The organism is Bradyrhizobium sp. Cp5.3 (assembly GCF_000426265.1).
GTDB lineage: Bacteria > Pseudomonadota > Alphaproteobacteria > Rhizobiales > Xanthobacteraceae > Bradyrhizobium > Bradyrhizobium neotropicale.
In genome coordinates this window covers 161357-175128 of the sequence record NZ_AUFA01000004.1, presented here as the reverse complement: position 1 = coordinate 175128, position 13772 = coordinate 161357, and the positions used below count along the sequence as shown (strand labels likewise).

Annotated in this window: 16 protein-coding genes; 4 read left to right on the top strand and 12 right to left on the bottom strand. The window is 65.4% G+C overall.

Going from position 1 to position 13772, the window contains the following annotated elements; translation table 11 throughout:
• Positions 1–10: 10 nt before the first annotated feature.
• Genes K289_RS0108550 through K289_RS0108535 form a run of 4 tightly spaced genes read right to left on the bottom strand, consistent with a single transcriptional unit; the run spans position 11 to position 3286 of the window.
• The gene (locus tag K289_RS0108550) at positions 11–805 is read right to left on the bottom strand and encodes a pentapeptide repeat-containing protein (RefSeq protein WP_027551119.1); all 795 of its coding nucleotides are present in this window, start codon (positions 803–805) and stop codon (positions 11–13) included.
• Between the two features lie 49 nt (positions 806–854).
• Complete coding sequence (locus K289_RS0108545; RefSeq protein ID WP_027551118.1) at positions 855–1583, bottom strand: ABC transporter ATP-binding protein; 729 nt, start codon at positions 1581–1583, stop codon at positions 855–857.
• The gene (locus tag K289_RS0108540) at positions 1573–2310 is read right to left on the bottom strand and encodes an ABC transporter permease (RefSeq protein ID WP_027551117.1); all 738 of its coding nucleotides are present in this window, start codon (positions 2308–2310) and stop codon (positions 1573–1575) included. Before K289_RS0108540 ends, K289_RS0108545 begins: the two co-directional genes overlap by 11 nt.
• 1 nt (position 2311) lies before the next feature.
• Positions 2312–3286 (bottom strand): ABC transporter substrate-binding protein, encoded by a 975-nt coding sequence (locus K289_RS0108535; RefSeq protein ID WP_027551116.1) that lies wholly within the window; start codon positions 3284–3286, stop codon positions 2312–2314.
• A gap of 86 nt (positions 3287–3372) precedes the next feature.
• On the opposite strand from K289_RS0108535, the gene K289_RS0108530 reads away from it, so the two are divergent.
• Positions 3373–3732, top strand: coding sequence for a hypothetical protein (locus tag K289_RS0108530; RefSeq protein ID WP_027551115.1), 360 nt, complete (start codon positions 3373–3375; stop codon positions 3730–3732).
• 183 nt (positions 3733–3915) lie between these two features.
• On the opposite strand, the gene K289_RS0108525 is transcribed toward K289_RS0108530, so the two are convergent.
• Both K289_RS0108525 and K289_RS0108520 read right to left on the bottom strand, forming a co-directional pair.
• Entirely contained in the window at positions 3916–4734 is an 819-nt protein-coding gene (locus K289_RS0108525) for a quinoprotein dehydrogenase-associated SoxYZ-like carrier (protein ID WP_027551114.1), read from the bottom strand.
• 223 nt (positions 4735–4957) lie between these two features.
• Entirely contained in the window at positions 4958–5884 is a 927-nt protein-coding gene (locus K289_RS0108520) for a quinoprotein relay system zinc metallohydrolase 2 (protein WP_027551113.1), read from the bottom strand.
• A gap of 143 nt (positions 5885–6027) precedes the next feature.
• Here K289_RS0108520 and K289_RS0108515 point away from each other — a divergent pair, with 143 nt between their 5' ends.
• Positions 6028–6912: a substrate-binding domain-containing protein gene (locus tag K289_RS0108515; RefSeq protein WP_027551112.1), complete on the top strand. Its 885-nt coding sequence runs from the start codon at positions 6028–6030 to the stop codon at positions 6910–6912.
• The gene (locus tag K289_RS0108510; protein WP_027551111.1) at positions 6909–7463 is read left to right on the top strand and encodes a PQQ-dependent catabolism-associated CXXCW motif protein; all 555 of its coding nucleotides are present in this window, start codon (positions 6909–6911) and stop codon (positions 7461–7463) included. Before K289_RS0108515 ends, K289_RS0108510 begins: the two co-directional genes overlap by 4 nt.
• Before the next feature lie 443 nt (positions 7464–7906).
• Here K289_RS0108510 and K289_RS0108505 read toward each other — a convergent pair whose 3' ends face one another.
• The 6 genes from K289_RS0108505 to K289_RS0108480 form a co-directional block, all read right to left on the bottom strand.
• A complete protein-coding gene (locus tag K289_RS0108505) occupies positions 7907–8209 on the bottom strand; it encodes a copper-binding protein (protein WP_027551110.1) in 303 nt (100 codons plus the stop codon).
• A gap of 125 nt (positions 8210–8334) precedes the next feature.
• Complete coding sequence (locus K289_RS0108500; protein WP_027551109.1) at positions 8335–8949, bottom strand: hypothetical protein; 615 nt, start codon at positions 8947–8949, stop codon at positions 8335–8337.
• Positions 8946–9794 carry an ABC transporter permease gene (locus tag K289_RS0108495; RefSeq protein WP_027551108.1) on the bottom strand — a complete coding sequence of 283 codons (849 nt, stop codon included), beginning with the start codon at positions 9792–9794 and terminating at the stop codon, positions 8946–8948. Before K289_RS0108495 ends, K289_RS0108500 begins: the two co-directional genes overlap by 4 nt.
• The gene (locus K289_RS0108490) at positions 9791–10600 is read right to left on the bottom strand and encodes an ABC transporter ATP-binding protein (RefSeq protein WP_027551107.1); all 810 of its coding nucleotides are present in this window, start codon (positions 10598–10600) and stop codon (positions 9791–9793) included. Before K289_RS0108490 ends, K289_RS0108495 begins: the two co-directional genes overlap by 4 nt.
• A complete protein-coding gene (locus K289_RS0108485; protein ID WP_027551106.1) occupies positions 10597–11565 on the bottom strand; it encodes a YVTN family beta-propeller repeat protein in 969 nt (322 codons plus the stop codon). The genes K289_RS0108490 and K289_RS0108485 overlap by 4 nt, the downstream gene beginning before the upstream one ends.
• A 193-nt stretch (positions 11566–11758) precedes the next feature.
• Entirely contained in the window at positions 11759–12940 is a 1182-nt protein-coding gene (locus K289_RS0108480) for an ABC transporter substrate-binding protein (protein ID WP_027551105.1), read from the bottom strand.
• A 130-nt stretch (positions 12941–13070) separates the two neighbouring features.
• Here K289_RS0108480 and K289_RS0108475 point away from each other — a divergent pair, with 130 nt between their 5' ends.
• On the top strand, positions 13071–13574 hold the full coding sequence (locus tag K289_RS0108475) for a DUF3280 domain-containing protein (RefSeq protein WP_035684349.1): 504 nt from the start codon (positions 13071–13073) through the stop codon (positions 13572–13574).
• Positions 13575–13772 lie beyond the last annotated feature (198 nt).

The following is a 13772-nucleotide window of genomic DNA, read 5'->3' as shown; positions in this document are numbered from 1 at the left end:
AATCACGCCGTCATTCCCTGATGACGCGCTCGCTGTTTCTTGCCTTGTCGAAATTCTTGGCGCGGTCAAGGCCGATCGGTGCGATCAGCCTGGTGGACACAAGATCGGCGCCCTCGAAATCGGTGCCGACGACGGTTGCTCCGCTGAGATCGGCGCCGCCGAGCTGGGCGCCCTTGAGCGAAGCGCCGGTGAGATCGGCGCCTTTGAGAACGGCGAATTCGAGATCGACGCGCGAGAGGTCGGCGTTGCGCGCATTCAGGCCTTCCAGATTGGCCGAGCGCAGGACGGCGCGCATCAGGCCCATCGACTGGTTGCGCATGTCGGCGCCGAGATGTGCATCCGCGATCGAGGCGCCCTTGAGGCTTGCACCGGTGAGATCGGCGGCGATGCGGGCACCGGTCAGATCGGCGCCGTCGAGGCGGGCGCGCGGCATTTGCGCGGCGAACAGATTGGCGCCCTTGAGGCTTGCGCCGGTGAGATCGGCCTCCAGCAGCCAGGCCTGATCCAGGATCGCGCGATCGAGGTGAGCGCCCACAAGCCTGGTCTTGTTCAGCCGCGCTGCACGAAAAATGGCGCCGGACATGTCGAGGCCCGACAGGTCGAGGCCCGAGAGCCGCTTGCTGGTGAAGTCGGCGGGTGCGGCCGCGCTCGCTCTTGCGAGCATGGCTTCGACCTCCGCCCGGCTCATCTCGGCCGACACCATCGCCGGCGAGGTGAGGTCGACACCACGCATCATGTCCTGCGCGTTGGCCGCGGGTGCGGCAAGCGCGAGGCCGAGAGCTATCAGTACAACCGTCGCCTTCATCATGAGGCTCCGCTTGAGGTCCATTTTAGCACGCAAGCGGCACGGGTTGCTATGAGACATCCCGGCCGGCGCGCTCGCCCTGGGTCCGCCGCACCAGGCCCGCCTTGATCGCGGCGATCTCGGCCTCGCCCCGCGCAGCGCGCGGGATGGCGATCGGCACTTCGGCCAGAATCCGCGCCGGTCGCGGCGACAGGAAGAACAGGCGGTCGCCGAGACGCACGGCGTCGTCGAGGCTGTGCGTGACGAGCAGCGTCATCACCGGCCGGCTTGCGACCAGCGTTGCAATCTCCTCACGCAAACGGCCGGCCAGGGCATCGTCGAGCGAGGCGAGCGGCTCGTCGAGCACCAGGAGGTCCGGCTCGACCGCGAAGGCGCGGGCGAGCGCGACGCGGCGGGCGAGCCCAAGCGACAACTCGCCGGGGAAGTGGCTGCGGTGCGCGTCGAGCTCCAGAATCCTGAACAGTTCGGTGAGCTTCGCCTCGTCGATCTCCGGCGCCGCCAGCCGCACGTTCTGCTCGACCGAGCGCCACGGCAGCAGACGCGGCTCCTGGAACACCATGCCGATGCGTGCGTTCGGAGGGCGTGTGACGTCGCCCTGGAAGTCGCGGTCGAGGCCCAGGATGATGCGCAGCATCGTGCTCTTGCCGCAGCCGGAGGGGCCGACGAGAACGCCGACCTCGCCGGCGCCGAGCGAGAGGCGGACCGGCGCGAGCACCTCATGCGTTTCGCCGGCCGCGCTCCGGAAGGTCTTGCCTGTGATGTCGACCTCAAGCCGCACGGGGGCGCCACCGTGTTGAGCGGGCTTCGAAGGGCTGCACCAGCAGGGTTTCGATGACGAGCACGACCGCGGCAAAGGTCAGCGAATAGGCGAGCAGCCGCGGCGTGTCGAACAGCTGGAACGCGACGCCGATCTCGAAGCCGACGCCGTTCGGCCGTCCCAGGAGTTCGGCGACCAGCACGATCTTCCAGACCAGCGACAGCCCGGAGCGGGCGGCGGCCGCGATATAGGGCGCAAGCTGCGGCAGCACCACGTGGCGGAACGCGCGCCAGCGCGACATCGCAAATACCGCGGCCATCTCGTCGAGCGAGCGGTCGAGCGCGCGCGTGCCCTCACGCAGCGTGACCACGGCGGTCGGCAGCTTGTTGATGGCGATCGCCGCGATCGCGGCGGCCTCGGTGAGGCCGGCCCAGATATAGGCCAGCACGATCACGACCAGCGCCGGCAGGTTCAGCAGCAGGATCAGCCAGGGATCGCCGAGCCGGTCGGCGAGCTTCACCCGCCCCATCAGGTAGCCGATGGCGCTGCCGAGCGACATCGCCAGCACGAAGGCGAGCACGACGCGCGCGAGCGTGGCACCGAGATGCAGGAATAGCGCGCCGCTCGCCGCTTCCGCCATCATCACCTGGAGCACCGCAGGTGGGGAGGGCAGCTTCACGCCGCCAACGAACAGCGCTGCGATCCACCAGATCGCGAGAAACAGGGCAAACGACAAAAGACGCAGCACCTCAGTCTCCGGAAACCGCGTGATAGAACGTGCCGGGATCGAGCTCGCCCGCCGGCCCGACCAGATCGCGGCCGCCAATCTCGGCCAGCACGCGGTAGAGCACGCGCGCGTCGGCCTCCTCGTCATCGATGCTCCGGCGCGGAATGCCGTCGCGATAGCGGTCGCGGTAGGTCTTTAGCATGGCCGCATCGGTCGTGCCGGTGAGCGGGGCGACCTTCTCCCAGGCCGCATCCGACGTCACCAGCAATTGCTTGGCCTTGCGGGTCATCGCGATGAAGCGCGCCACCGCGTCGCGATGGCCCGCCGCCCAGGTCTCGTCGAAGACATAGCCGACGGCGGAGACCGGGCCCTTGGCGCCGAGCTTCGGCAGAATGTCCTCGATGCCGGCGACGCGGCGAAAGCCCTTGGCCTCGAGCTGCGCGCAGAAATTCCAGAAATTGAGGCTCGCATCCATCTCGCCGTCGAGCGCCTTGGCCGCCAGCAAGGGCGGCGCGCCATAGACGATCGTCGCTTCCGATTTCAGGTCGATGCCGTCCTGCTTCATCCGCGCCTGGAGCAGCAGCCAGCTCTTGTCGATCGGCCCGCCGGCAACCGCCAGCTTGCGTCCCTTGAGGTCGGTGAGCGACTTGATCGGCGAGGAGGCCGGCACCATCACCGCGCCGAGCGCGCTGGAATAGGGATAGAAGGTCAGCTTGGCGCCGAGCGCGCGTTCGCGCGACACCCAGAGCCAGTCCGACAGCATGATGTCGGCATTGCCTGCGCGCATCGCGATCTTGCCGGCCTCGGTGCTCGCAAGCTCCGTCACCTCGAGCGACAGATTGGCCTCCTTGTCGAGTCCACCTGCGCGGATCGTGGCCAGTTCCCAGGAGAATGTTCCGGTTTTCTGCACCGCAAGGCGGATCGTGTCCGCGGCGCGGGCGGGGGCGAGAAGCGCCAGCGCGGCCGACAGCGCGACTATTCGTGCAAGATATCTCATCACCCTGTGAGCCGTTTCCACCAACGAGTTCTTTTCAGGACAATAGGCATAGCATAGTTTCGGTCGCAACCAGCGGGAGGACGCTCATGAGTTTCGCGGAACGGGTACGACCGATTGTCGCCGCATTGGCGGTGGTGGCCGCGACCGCATGCGTGGCGCGGGCCGAGGAGGCCAATGACTATCCGACCTCTGCGCGGGCTGAATATGTCTATGGCTGCATGAAGGCCAATGGCGAGACGCGGCAGTCGATCGAGCAATGCTCCTGCTCGATCGACGTGGTCGCCTCGATCGTGCCCTATGAGCGCTACGTCACCGCGGAGACCGCGCTCAGCATGTCTCAGGTCCGCGGCAATCTCGGCACCCAGTTTCGCACCTCCGAACAGGCCAACACCGCCGTGAACGATCTCCGCCGCGCGCAGGCGGAGGCCGAGGTGAGGTGTTTCTAGCCGCGGCCGCATAGGCGCTGTCCCTTCTCCCCTTGTCTTGTGGGAGAAGGTGGCGCGAAGCGCCGGATGAGGGGTCCGCTCCGCATATCCCGGCGCGAGCGGGTTGCGCGGAGAGCTCACCCGTCTCGCCGCTGCGCGGCGATTCTCCCTCTCCCACAAAGGAAGAGGCGGCGATCGCGCCACTCACGTCCCCGGCTTCTCCACGTCCCACTCGTTGCGGAACACGTGTCCATCCGTGTCCTTGGCTTCGGCGCGGAAGCGCCTGGCGCCGTTGGAGACGTAGGTGAAGCGCAGATTTGGGTCTTCCGAAATCGAGATGCCGCCTTCCATCGCCAGCACGAGGCTGTCGTCCTGCGTCAGCTTCAGCTGGTTGACGAAAAAGGCCGGGATATAGAGATGCGTGATCTGGTCCATCTGGAGCCCGGAATTGTTGGGATGGCCGATCATGATCTGCGCCTCGCGGATGCGGCTCGCCGGCGCGTCCTCGCGCGCGAACTGCCGGTAGCGCATCTGGCCGAGCCGGTTCCTGGCTTCCTCGGCGTTCTTCCCCGCCGGCGCCGAGCAGCCGCCGGAGGCCTTCACATAGGTCTTGGAGACATAGAGCTGGCCGTCGCTGAGCTCGGCCACCGCATGGACGTCGGTGTAGTTGTTGACGCGCACGCGTGTGGAGATCTCCGTGACATTGGCGTCCGGCCCGAGCTCGAACTTCGCCGCCATCGGCGCGGGGTTGCGGTCGATCACGAGTGTGATCGCGCGGATGCGACGCGCATCGCCGGGCGACAGCTTGCTGCGCAGGGTTACGGGAACGATCGCCGCATCCTCGGCGCGATAGGGCATCTCGATGCCGACGACGTCGCTGCCGTCGTTCATCGGGCGGTTGTTGAAGATGTCCTGCACGAGGCCCGGCCAGGGATCATAGGCCTCCTCGGCGCGCGCCGGTGCGGCAAGAGCGATGCCGAGCAGCGCGGCGATCAAGGGCAGGCGGAGAATGTGTCCCGTCATGGTCGTGGTCCTGCACAGGCGAAGCAGTAATCCCGGAGTCAGCGTAGCTGATCCCGGAGTCAGCGTAGCTGATCCCGGAGTCAGCGTAGCTGATCCCGGAGTCAGCGTAGCTGATCCCGGAGTCAGCGTAGCTGATCCCGGAGTCAGCGTAGCTGATCCCGGAGTCAGCGTAGCTGATCCCGGAGTCAGCGTAGCTGATCCCTGGGTCAGCGTAGCGCGCCCGCTACTCCCATTCAATTTCCGAAAATGCTGCGGTTGCGTTGCGGGCATTGTAGTCCTCGAAAAGGTCCCAATGAGGCTGCTCCGACGCCGCCGCCTTGTCCGCAGCAGCCCGGATCGGCTCGCCCTTCGTGTTGAGCGCGCGGACATCGGTAAGCAATGTCTGGAGATAACGCCGTTCGTCGGCCAACGCGGCGGGCCAGTCGGTCACGGGTCCGTGACCGGGAACGACGCGTTGCGCGGGAATGGCTTCGAGGTCCTTGAGCAGGGCAAGCCAGCCGCGGATGCTGCCGTCCATCACCGGGATATGGCGGAGAAAGACGAGGTCGCCCGCGAACAGGGTTTTCGTCGTCTCATCGAACACCGTGAGGTCGTTGTCGCTGTGCGCGGCAGGCCAGGCTCGCAGGCTCAGGCGGCGCGATCCGAGATCGAGCGTCATGGTATCCGAAACGAGCAGGGTGGGCGGCACGATCTTCACCGGCGCGATCAGCTCGTCGCCCATGATGCGGCGAAAATTGTCGAGATAGTACGGCCCGCGCGTGGCAAGCGCCTGCGGCAGCTTGCTGTGGCCGACGAAGCTGGTCCCTTGCGCAACGAAGGCGGCATTGCCGAAGATGTGGTCGGGATGGCCATGTGTATTGATGACGTAGCGGATCGGCTTGTCGGTGCGGGCCCGCACGGCCTCGAGCAGAGCCTCGCCCTCACGGACGCTGCCGCCGGTATCGATCACGGCCACCGCGTCGCTGCCGACGATGAAGCCGACATTGGCAATGGCGCCCTCGTTCTCGGAATTCATCGATGCAATTGACCCGGCGTGCATGAAAATTCCGGGTGCGACTTCGCTCACAGGCAATTCGGGAGGGGTTGCGCGTGCTAGCGTCGGCAGCCCCAGCAGGGCGAGCACCGCGATCACCAGAGCGACATGCGCCATCTTTACGCCTCAGTTCCGATCATCGCGCGGCATTGCACTGCAACAAGACAAACCCCAAGCGAAGTCATAGAGAAACTTCGCCGTCCATGGCGCATAACGTGATCCATGGATAGCATTCAATCAAGACAAGAGGAGGAAGCGCGATGACGGAGGCCGGACGACATCGTCGCGGGTTGTTCTCGCTGTTAGCGATCGCCGCAATGTTCGTCGTGGGCGGCGCCGCGCGGGCACAGACCAACGACAGCGGCGACCTCTCGTTCGAGCTGGTCGACCCGAAGGTGCTGCGCGTCTGCGCCGATCCACGCAACATGCCTTTCTCCAATGAGAAGGGCGAGGGCTTTGAGAACAAGCTCGCCCAGCTGTTCGCCGAAAAACTCCAGAAAACGCTCGACTACGTCTACTTCCCGCAGGCCACCGGCTTCGTCCGCATGACGCTCGGCGCGCACCGCTGCGACGTGATCATGGGTTTCCCGCAGGGCGATGATCTCGTGCAGGGCACCAATCCCTATTACCGCACGACCTATGCGCTGGTCGCGAAGGCGGGCAGTGGGCTCGAGGACGTCGACACGCTCGAGGACGCGCGGCTCAAGGGCAAGCACATCGGCATCATCGCCGGAACGCCGCCGGCGACCAACATGGCCATCGCCGGTCTGATGGGCGACGCAAAGCCCTATCCGCTGATGATCGACACGCGCTTTGACAATTCCGCCAAGGCGATGATCGATGATCTTGCTGCCGGCACGATCGATGCTGGCGTGCTGTGGGGACCGATGGCGGGCTTCTATGCGAAGCAGGCCGGCGCCTCGCTGCATGTCACGCCGCTGGTCAAGGAGACCACCGGGCCGAAGCTCGTCTATCGCATCGGCATGGGTGTGCGTCCTGCCGACCAGAACTGGAAGCGGCAGCTCAACAAGCTGATCCAGGAGAATCAGGGCGAGATCAACAAGATCCTGATCGACTTCGGCGTCCCGCTGCTCGACGAGAGCGACCGGCCGCTCGGCGCGGAGACCGCCAAGAAGACGCCATGAGACAGCGTCTTGCTGCTGCGCTCGTCGCCGTCGCGCTGGCGGTGCCGGCACTCGCGCAGCAGCAGGAGCCGTTCGAGCCTGAGGGCTATCGCACCGACAATTACCGCGCGCCGGTGCCGGCGACGCTGGAAGGCGCGCGCGTGCTCTCGACCGCGCAAGCAGAGGCGATCTGGCGGGCGAAGAGCGCCGCCTTCGTCGACGTGCTGCCGCGTCCGCCGAAGCCGAGCCTTCCCGCGGGCACCGTCTGGCGCGACATGCCGCGCAACAACATTCCCGGCAGCATCTGGCTGCCCGACGCCGGCTATGGCGCGCTATCGCCTGCCATGGACGACTATTTCCGCCGCGGGCTCGCACATGCGACGCATGGCGACAAGGCCGCGCCGCTCGTGATCTATTGCCAGGCCGATTGCTGGATGTCCTGGAACGCCGCCAAGCGCGCGCGCGCCTACGGCTATGCCAACGTCGCCTGGTACCCGGACGGCACCGACGGCTGGGAACGCGCGAGCCTTCCCACTGAAAAGGCGCAGCCAGAGCCGCGCCCCGAGCAGTGAGCCGTGTTTTGGAGCCGAGCCGCGTGATCCAACGAAGCTGCGCCCCCTCGCCCCGTTCTTGCGGGGTCGCGACGAGCTGCGCTCGCGCTGAGAGGGGTGGGGTGAGGGGCTCTATCCACGTTTCACAGTGCCAGTCGGATTCGCGGAAGCTCCGCCTCACCCGGAATCCGCGCGTTGCGCGAGTTCCAATCTCTCCCCGCAAGCGGCAGGGCTATCGCATATGCCCTTGTGGCGCGCGCTCGGCCTTCATGGTTCGAGACGCGCCGTAAGGCGGCGCTCCTCACCATGAGGGTCTAAGATCTTTGCCGCGAGACAAGACCTCATCCTGAGGAGCCCGCCAAAAGCGGGCGTCTCGAAGGATGGGCCGCAAGGAGGCTGCCTGCCAAACTCTCTCATATGCGATTGCCCTCCCCGCAAGCGGGGAGAGGACCACGCGCTGAGAGCTACTGCTTCTGAAGCTTGGTCAGCGTGCCGGTGCCGTTCGTGTCGGTCGCGGAGTACGTCACCCTGTCGCCGGCGTGAACGCTTTCGAGCATGCCGGCGTCCTTCGCCTTGTACTCCTGAAGCGCGCCGGCGCCGCCCGCGCTGCCACCGACCGTTCCCTTCTGCATCTGCTGAATGGAGATCGTGTTGTTGAGCCGGTCGATCCTCGTGATCATTCCGGTCATGTCGTCAGCGGCAAATGCCGGTGACGCAAGCATGCCGATGGCCGCAGCTCCTGCGTAGATGAATTTTGCTGTTCCCATCGAGGCCTCCCGACGTCTAGGATTCACTTCGACAAGACATGATAAATCGATTTGGTTCCGGCAGATAGCGCGGCAAAAGCGGGGCCAATCCAGGAACTTTTCGTGAGCTGTCAGCGAGGCTGACGCTATTCCATTTCCTGCTGGATCACGCGTCCAAGCGCAAACAGGCGCTGGTCGATCGTGGTTGGAACCTCGCAGACAAATCGCACCACCTTGCGACGGTCCTCGAAAATGCGGGTCTCCCAGACCAATTGATTACTCAGCGCCTCGATCTTGGTCTCGTCGCGGGGCGTCGCGCCCTGAAGCGCCTGGAGCTGGAGGGTCTCGTCGCGGATCTTGTCGGCGGCTTCGCGCTGCTTGCGGCTGACGCGTTCGAGCCCGCTCATGACCTGGGAGCGTTGGGCGTTGAGCGTGTCGAACAGGCCGGCGAACAGCAGTTTTGCGTTCGTGGTCTTGTCGGAGGCGGAAGCTGCCAGAAATTCCTTCACTGACTTCTCGGCCTCGTCCAGCGGCGTCTTCCGCGCCGATAGCTTTGAGACCAGTCCGCTGATCTTCGCGTCGTCCTTCCACTTGTTCTGGATGTCGTCGAGCGGCGGCCCGGCCCAGACAGCGGCGAGCGAGATCTCCGGAACCTTGGCCTGCGTGCAGGGCCAGTTGGGATAGCGCGGATCGGCCGCGCGCGCGGCCGTGCTCGCGGCTGCGAGCACCAGTGCGGCCATGGTCACGATCCCCAATCTCATCCTTCGCCTCCCGCGGGCCCGCGTCGTGCCAGTCCGCGCGATGGATCATAGGCATAGATCGCCCCGATCATGAAGACGATTGTACAGGTCGCGACCACCGCCAGCGAGATCCAGTTGATCTTTCCATACAGCGCGAAGCGGATCAGCTCCACCGCATGGGTGAACGGATTGGTCTCACAGACATAATAAAGATAGGGGCTGCCCTCCTGCACCCGCCAGAGCGGGTAGAGCGCAGAGGAGGCGAAGAACATCGGGAAGATCACGAAATTCATCACGCCGGCGAAGTTCTCGAGCTGCTTGATGCCGGAGGAGATCAGCATGCCGAGCGAGCCCAGCATCAATCCGGACAGGATCAGCGCCGGCAGCACGGTGAGATAGCCTGATGGGGGAGGGGTGATGTCCCAGAACCAGGCGATCAGGAGGAACGCATAGACCTGGAGCAGCGACACCGCGGTGCCCGCGAGCAGCTTGCAGAACAGCAAGAACCAGCGCGGCAGCGGGCTCACCAGCAGCGTGCGCATATTGCCCATCTCGCGGTCATAGACCATCGAGAGCGAGGACTGCATGCCGTTGAAGAGCTGGATCATCGCGATCAGCCCTGGCGCGATATAGACCTCGTAGAGGATGTAGGTCTCGTAAGGCGGGATGATCGAGATGCCGAGCACCTGGCGGAAGCCGGCGGCGAAGATGAACAGCCACACCAGGGGGCGCACCAGCGCGGAGATGAAGCGCTCGCGCTGATGCAGGAAACGCAGGCCCTCGCGCCAGACGATGCCGGTGAGGCAGGTCATGTACTCCGAGGCCGAGAAACCGCGCGGCGCGTCGCGCGTCGTGACGCTGCTCATGCGCCGCCTCCCGGCACGACTTGCGCGCCGGTCAGGCGCATGAAGGCGGTGTTGACATCCTGCGCGCCTGCCTCAGTGATAACGCGGCCGACGGGGCCCTTCGCCAGCACCTTGCCCTGGTGTAGCACCACGAGGTCGTCGCTTGCGGTGATCTCGTCGAACAGATGCGTCGCCCAGAGCACGCCGATGCCCTGTTCGGTCACGAGCTGACGGACATGGCTGATGATGTCGGCCCGCGCCTTGACGTCGAGGCCGACGGTCGGCTCGTCCAGCAGCAAGAGGCGCGGCCGGTGCAGCAGTGCCCGCGCGATCTCCAGCCGCCGCATTTGTCCGCCGGAGAGATCGCGCACCTTGTTGCCGGCACGGTCGGCAAGCCCGATGCGGCCGAGCAGGTCTGCGCTGCGAGCGGCCGCCTCGCGCCGGCTGATGCCGTGGAGGGCGGCGTGATAGAGCAGGTTCTGCGTCAGCGAAAGGTCGAGATCGAGCGTGCGCGGCTGGAATACGACGCCGAGCAGCCGCAGCGCCTCGCCAGGCGAGCTGCTGATGTCATGACCGAAAATGGCGACGCGTCCCGATTGGATGCCGAACAGGCGTGTGATGAGCGAAAACAGCGTGCTCTTGCCGGCGCCGTTGAGGCCGAGCAGCGCCGTGAAGCTTGCCGGCGCGACACTGAAGGAGACGTCGATCAGCGCCCGGCGCGGGCCGTAGGAATGGCTGACGCCGTCGATCGACAGCGCCGGCACTGTGGCCGGATCGGGCTTCGGCGCGGCCTCGCGTTGATCGGCGATGGGAGCAGGGCTGGTCATGGCGCGATCGTGATGCCCCAGGGCAGTTCGCCCACCTGAATGGTCTTGATCACCTTCTGCGCGGCGACGTCGATCACGGAGATGTCGTTCGAGACGCCGTTGGTGGTGAGCAGGTATTTTTCGTCCGGCGTGAACGCCATATGCCAGACGCGCTGGCCCACCAGCAGATATTTCGTCACCTTGCGCGTAGCGGTATCGACCACGGCGATGCGGTTGGCGGGGCCCAGCGCGATGAAGGCGGTCTTGTCGTCCTTCGTCATGCCGATACCGACCGGCTGGATCGCCTCGCGCCGCAGGCCCGGAATCTCGAATGTGACCTTGCCGATCACCTCATGCTTCTTGGGATCGATGATCGACACCGTGCCGCCGATCTCCGAGGACACCCACAATTCCGTGCTGTCATGCTTGAACTCGGCAAAGCGCGGCCGCGCATCGACCAGCACGTTGGCGACGATCTGGCGCGAGCCGGTGTCGATGAAATGCGCCATGTTGGTCGTTTCCGACGTGTTGATCAGCGTCTTGCCGTCGGGGCTGATGGTCATGCCCTCCGGCTCGACGCCGACCTGGATATCGCCGAGCCGCGCGCGCTTCTCCAAATCGATCACGGTGACGGTATTGTCGTTCTCGTTGGCGACATAGAGGACCTTGCCGGCGGCGTCCTGGGCGAACAATTCAGGGTCGGGGCCGGATGGCAGGCTGTCCACCACCGCTTGCGTCTTCGCATCGATCACCTGGATGGTGTCGTCGTCGCCGACCGCGACCATCACGAACTTGCCGTCGCGCGAGAACTCGATGCCGCGCGGACGCTGGCCGACCTTGATGGTCTTGGTCACCGTCCAGCTTTCGGTATCGATCACCGAGACGGTGTTGCTCTTCTCGTTCGAGACATAGGCGATGAACGCGTGCGCCGGCGCTGCCGCAAGCGCCAGTCCGAAGAGCAATCCCACACGCCACATGCGCGACATTCCGCTGCGGATTGGCTTCACCTCCCCCGCTTGCAGGGGAGGCCGCATCGCATCGAGAGATGCGATGCGGGTGAGGGTTTTCTCCCCTTGGGGGGGACCGCTTGTGGAAACACCCCCACCCCAGCCCTCCCCCGCAAGCGGGAGAGGAAGCGCAGCTTCGTCGCGTTGGCAGTTCGAACTCATCTCACGAGGCTCATTTCAGCTTGCATTTGCTCTCCGGGCGGTCATAGCCGAGCGTATCGAGCTCCGAGACCTGGTGCAGGAAGCCTTCCTGCGGCGAGACCGAGACGACCATGCGGCCGTCGACCAGGAGGATCGGCTGGCGCAGTTGGAGGTTCCAGTCGCGCAGGGTCAGCCGCGTGCCCTTGAAGGCGGCGACCGAGAAGTCCGGTCCCTTGATGAAATCGGTGACCTTCTTGACGTCGCCGGAATTGGTGCGCGAGGTCGCTTCCCCGATCATGCGCGCCGCGGTCCACGCCTGCATGTCGAGTGCCGTCATCCGCCGCGAATTCAGCTTCATGAAGCGGTTCTGCATCTGGATCGCGCCCCACTGATCCTGCGCCGCGTCCCAGCTGCGCGGCACGAGGCCTGCCGAGCCGGCGACGGGCCGCGGATCCCAGGTGCGATAGGGCAGGTAGGCGCCGAACACCTCGCTCTCGTCGGCGGCGACCAGCACGTCATAGGCCGGCGCCTGCTGCGTAAAGACCGGCATCTGGCGCTGGATCAGCGTCACGCCGGAATCGGTGCGGCGTGCGCCACCGGTGTCTTCGAACGTTCGCTCCTGCACGATCTTGGCGCCGAACCGCGCGGCGGCGCGCCTGAGTGCATCGGCATAGAGCTTGTCCTCGTCATGCGAGCCGACCACGAGCAGCCAGCGCGACCACCGCTTCCACACCAGATACTGGCCGAGCGCGTCCGCCAGCATCGACCGCGTCGGCGCGGTGTGGATGACGTTGGTGCGGCAATCGGCCTCGCGCAGCCGCTCGTCGATCGCGCCGGCGTTGAACAGCAGCGTGCCGCGGTCGCGCAAGGCGTCGGCAACCTTCAGCAGGGCATCGGGGGGAAGATCGGCAATGATGAAGCCGTTATGCTCGGCGAGCGCGGTGGCGGCCTGGACCGGGTCCTCGCCTTCCTTCAGGCGACGCTCCTCCAGCGTGAAACGCTGGTTGAGGAATTTTCCGGTGGTGTTGTTGTCCTCGATCGCCAGGCGCGCGCCGGCGATACCGTCATTCTCGGCGGGCTGCTCGACCAGCGACAGCGTCGACTTCGTGCCGGCAACGCCGAGATAGCCGACGCCGATCTCAATGGGGTCAGCGGCCAGCGCCTGCGTCGCCGCAAGACTGAGGCCAATCAGGCCGACCAACCATCGGATCATGTATCCTCCGTCGCGTTCTCCCCGGCTTGACCGCCGGTGGAGAATTGTTTCTGCTGGAAGCATGACCAATTTGGCATGGCTTGCAACCCCGCATTTCGTCCTCATGCGCGCACGGGCTGGAATCACGATCATGCGAGCGCTGTCGTCGATCGTCGTCCTGCTGCTCTTGGGATCGGTCGCGTTCGCCGATCCGCCGAAACTCGCGGTGTTCGATTTCGAGCTGCTCGACACCAGCCTGCCCGGCGAGTTCTACGGCTCGAAGCCGGAGCAGGAACGGCTCGGTCGCATCAGTGAGCAGCTGCGCAAGGAGTTGGCGGAGTCAGGCAGGTTCCAACTGCTCGACATCGCGCCGGTCCGGGATGCCGCCCATCGCAGCAATTTGCAGGCCTGCGGCGGCTGCGACGTCGAACTCGCCGGCAAATTGGGCGCCGACCTCGAGATCACCGGCCTGGTGCAGAAGGTCTCCAACCTGATCATCAACCTGAACATCTACCTGCGCGACGTGAAGACGGGCAGTCTCATCACCGTTGCCAGCGCGGACATGCGCGGCAACACCGACGAATCCTGGACCCGCGCCATGAGCTATTTGATCCGCAACCGCCTGCTCGCGCCGAACTACGGGAAGCCGGAGTAGGGTCTTTCACCCTCGCCCCTTGCGGGAGAGGGTGGCATAGGCGGCCTACGGCCGCCGTCCTTAAGAACGCCGATGCTTCGCGTCGGCTATGGCGATAGCGGCGAGACGGGTGAGGGGTTCTCTCCGCGAGTCCAACCCTCATTTGAGGTCGCGGAGAGAACCCCTCATCCGGCGCCATAGCCGAAGCTTCGCCTCGGC

Bases quoted from the DNA above. Each gene is read 5' to 3' on its own strand.
- K289_RS0108525 (WP_027551114.1), bottom strand. From the start codon at position 4,734: ATGACGGGACACATTCTCCGCCTGCCCTTGATCGCCGCGCTGCTCGGC.
- K289_RS0108505 (WP_027551110.1), bottom strand. From the start codon at position 8,209: ATGGGAACAGCAAAATTCATCTACGCAGGAGCTGCGGCCATCGGCATG.
- K289_RS0108485 (WP_027551106.1), bottom strand. From the start codon at position 11,565: ATGTCGCGCATGTGGCGTGTGGGATTGCTCTTCGGACTGGCGCTTGCG.
- K289_RS0108550 (WP_027551119.1), bottom strand. From the start codon at position 805: ATGAAGGCGACGGTTGTACTGATAGCTCTCGGCCTCGCGCTTGCCGCA.
- K289_RS0108500 (WP_027551109.1), bottom strand. From the start codon at position 8,949: ATGAGATTGGGGATCGTGACCATGGCCGCACTGGTGCTCGCAGCCGCG.
- K289_RS0108535 (WP_027551116.1), bottom strand. From the start codon at position 3,286: ATGAGATATCTTGCACGAATAGTCGCGCTGTCGGCCGCGCTGGCGCTT.
- K289_RS0108530 (WP_027551115.1), top strand. From the start codon at position 3,373: ATGAGTTTCGCGGAACGGGTACGACCGATTGTCGCCGCATTGGCGGTG.
- K289_RS0108490 (WP_027551107.1), bottom strand. From the start codon at position 10,600: ATGACCAGCCCTGCTCCCATCGCCGATCAACGCGAGGCCGCGCCGAAG.
- K289_RS0108515 (WP_027551112.1), top strand. From the start codon at position 6,028: ATGACGGAGGCCGGACGACATCGTCGCGGGTTGTTCTCGCTGTTAGCG.
- K289_RS0108475 (WP_035684349.1), top strand. From the start codon at position 13,071: ATGCGAGCGCTGTCGTCGATCGTCGTCCTGCTGCTCTTGGGATCGGTC.
- K289_RS0108510 (WP_027551111.1), top strand. From the start codon at position 6,909: ATGAGACAGCGTCTTGCTGCTGCGCTCGTCGCCGTCGCGCTGGCGGTG.
- K289_RS0108520 (WP_027551113.1), bottom strand. From the start codon at position 5,884: ATGGCGCATGTCGCTCTGGTGATCGCGGTGCTCGCCCTGCTGGGGCTG.
- K289_RS0108480 (WP_027551105.1), bottom strand. From the start codon at position 12,940: ATGATCCGATGGTTGGTCGGCCTGATTGGCCTCAGTCTTGCGGCGACG.
- K289_RS0108495 (WP_027551108.1), bottom strand. From the start codon at position 9,794: ATGAGCAGCGTCACGACGCGCGACGCGCCGCGCGGTTTCTCGGCCTCG.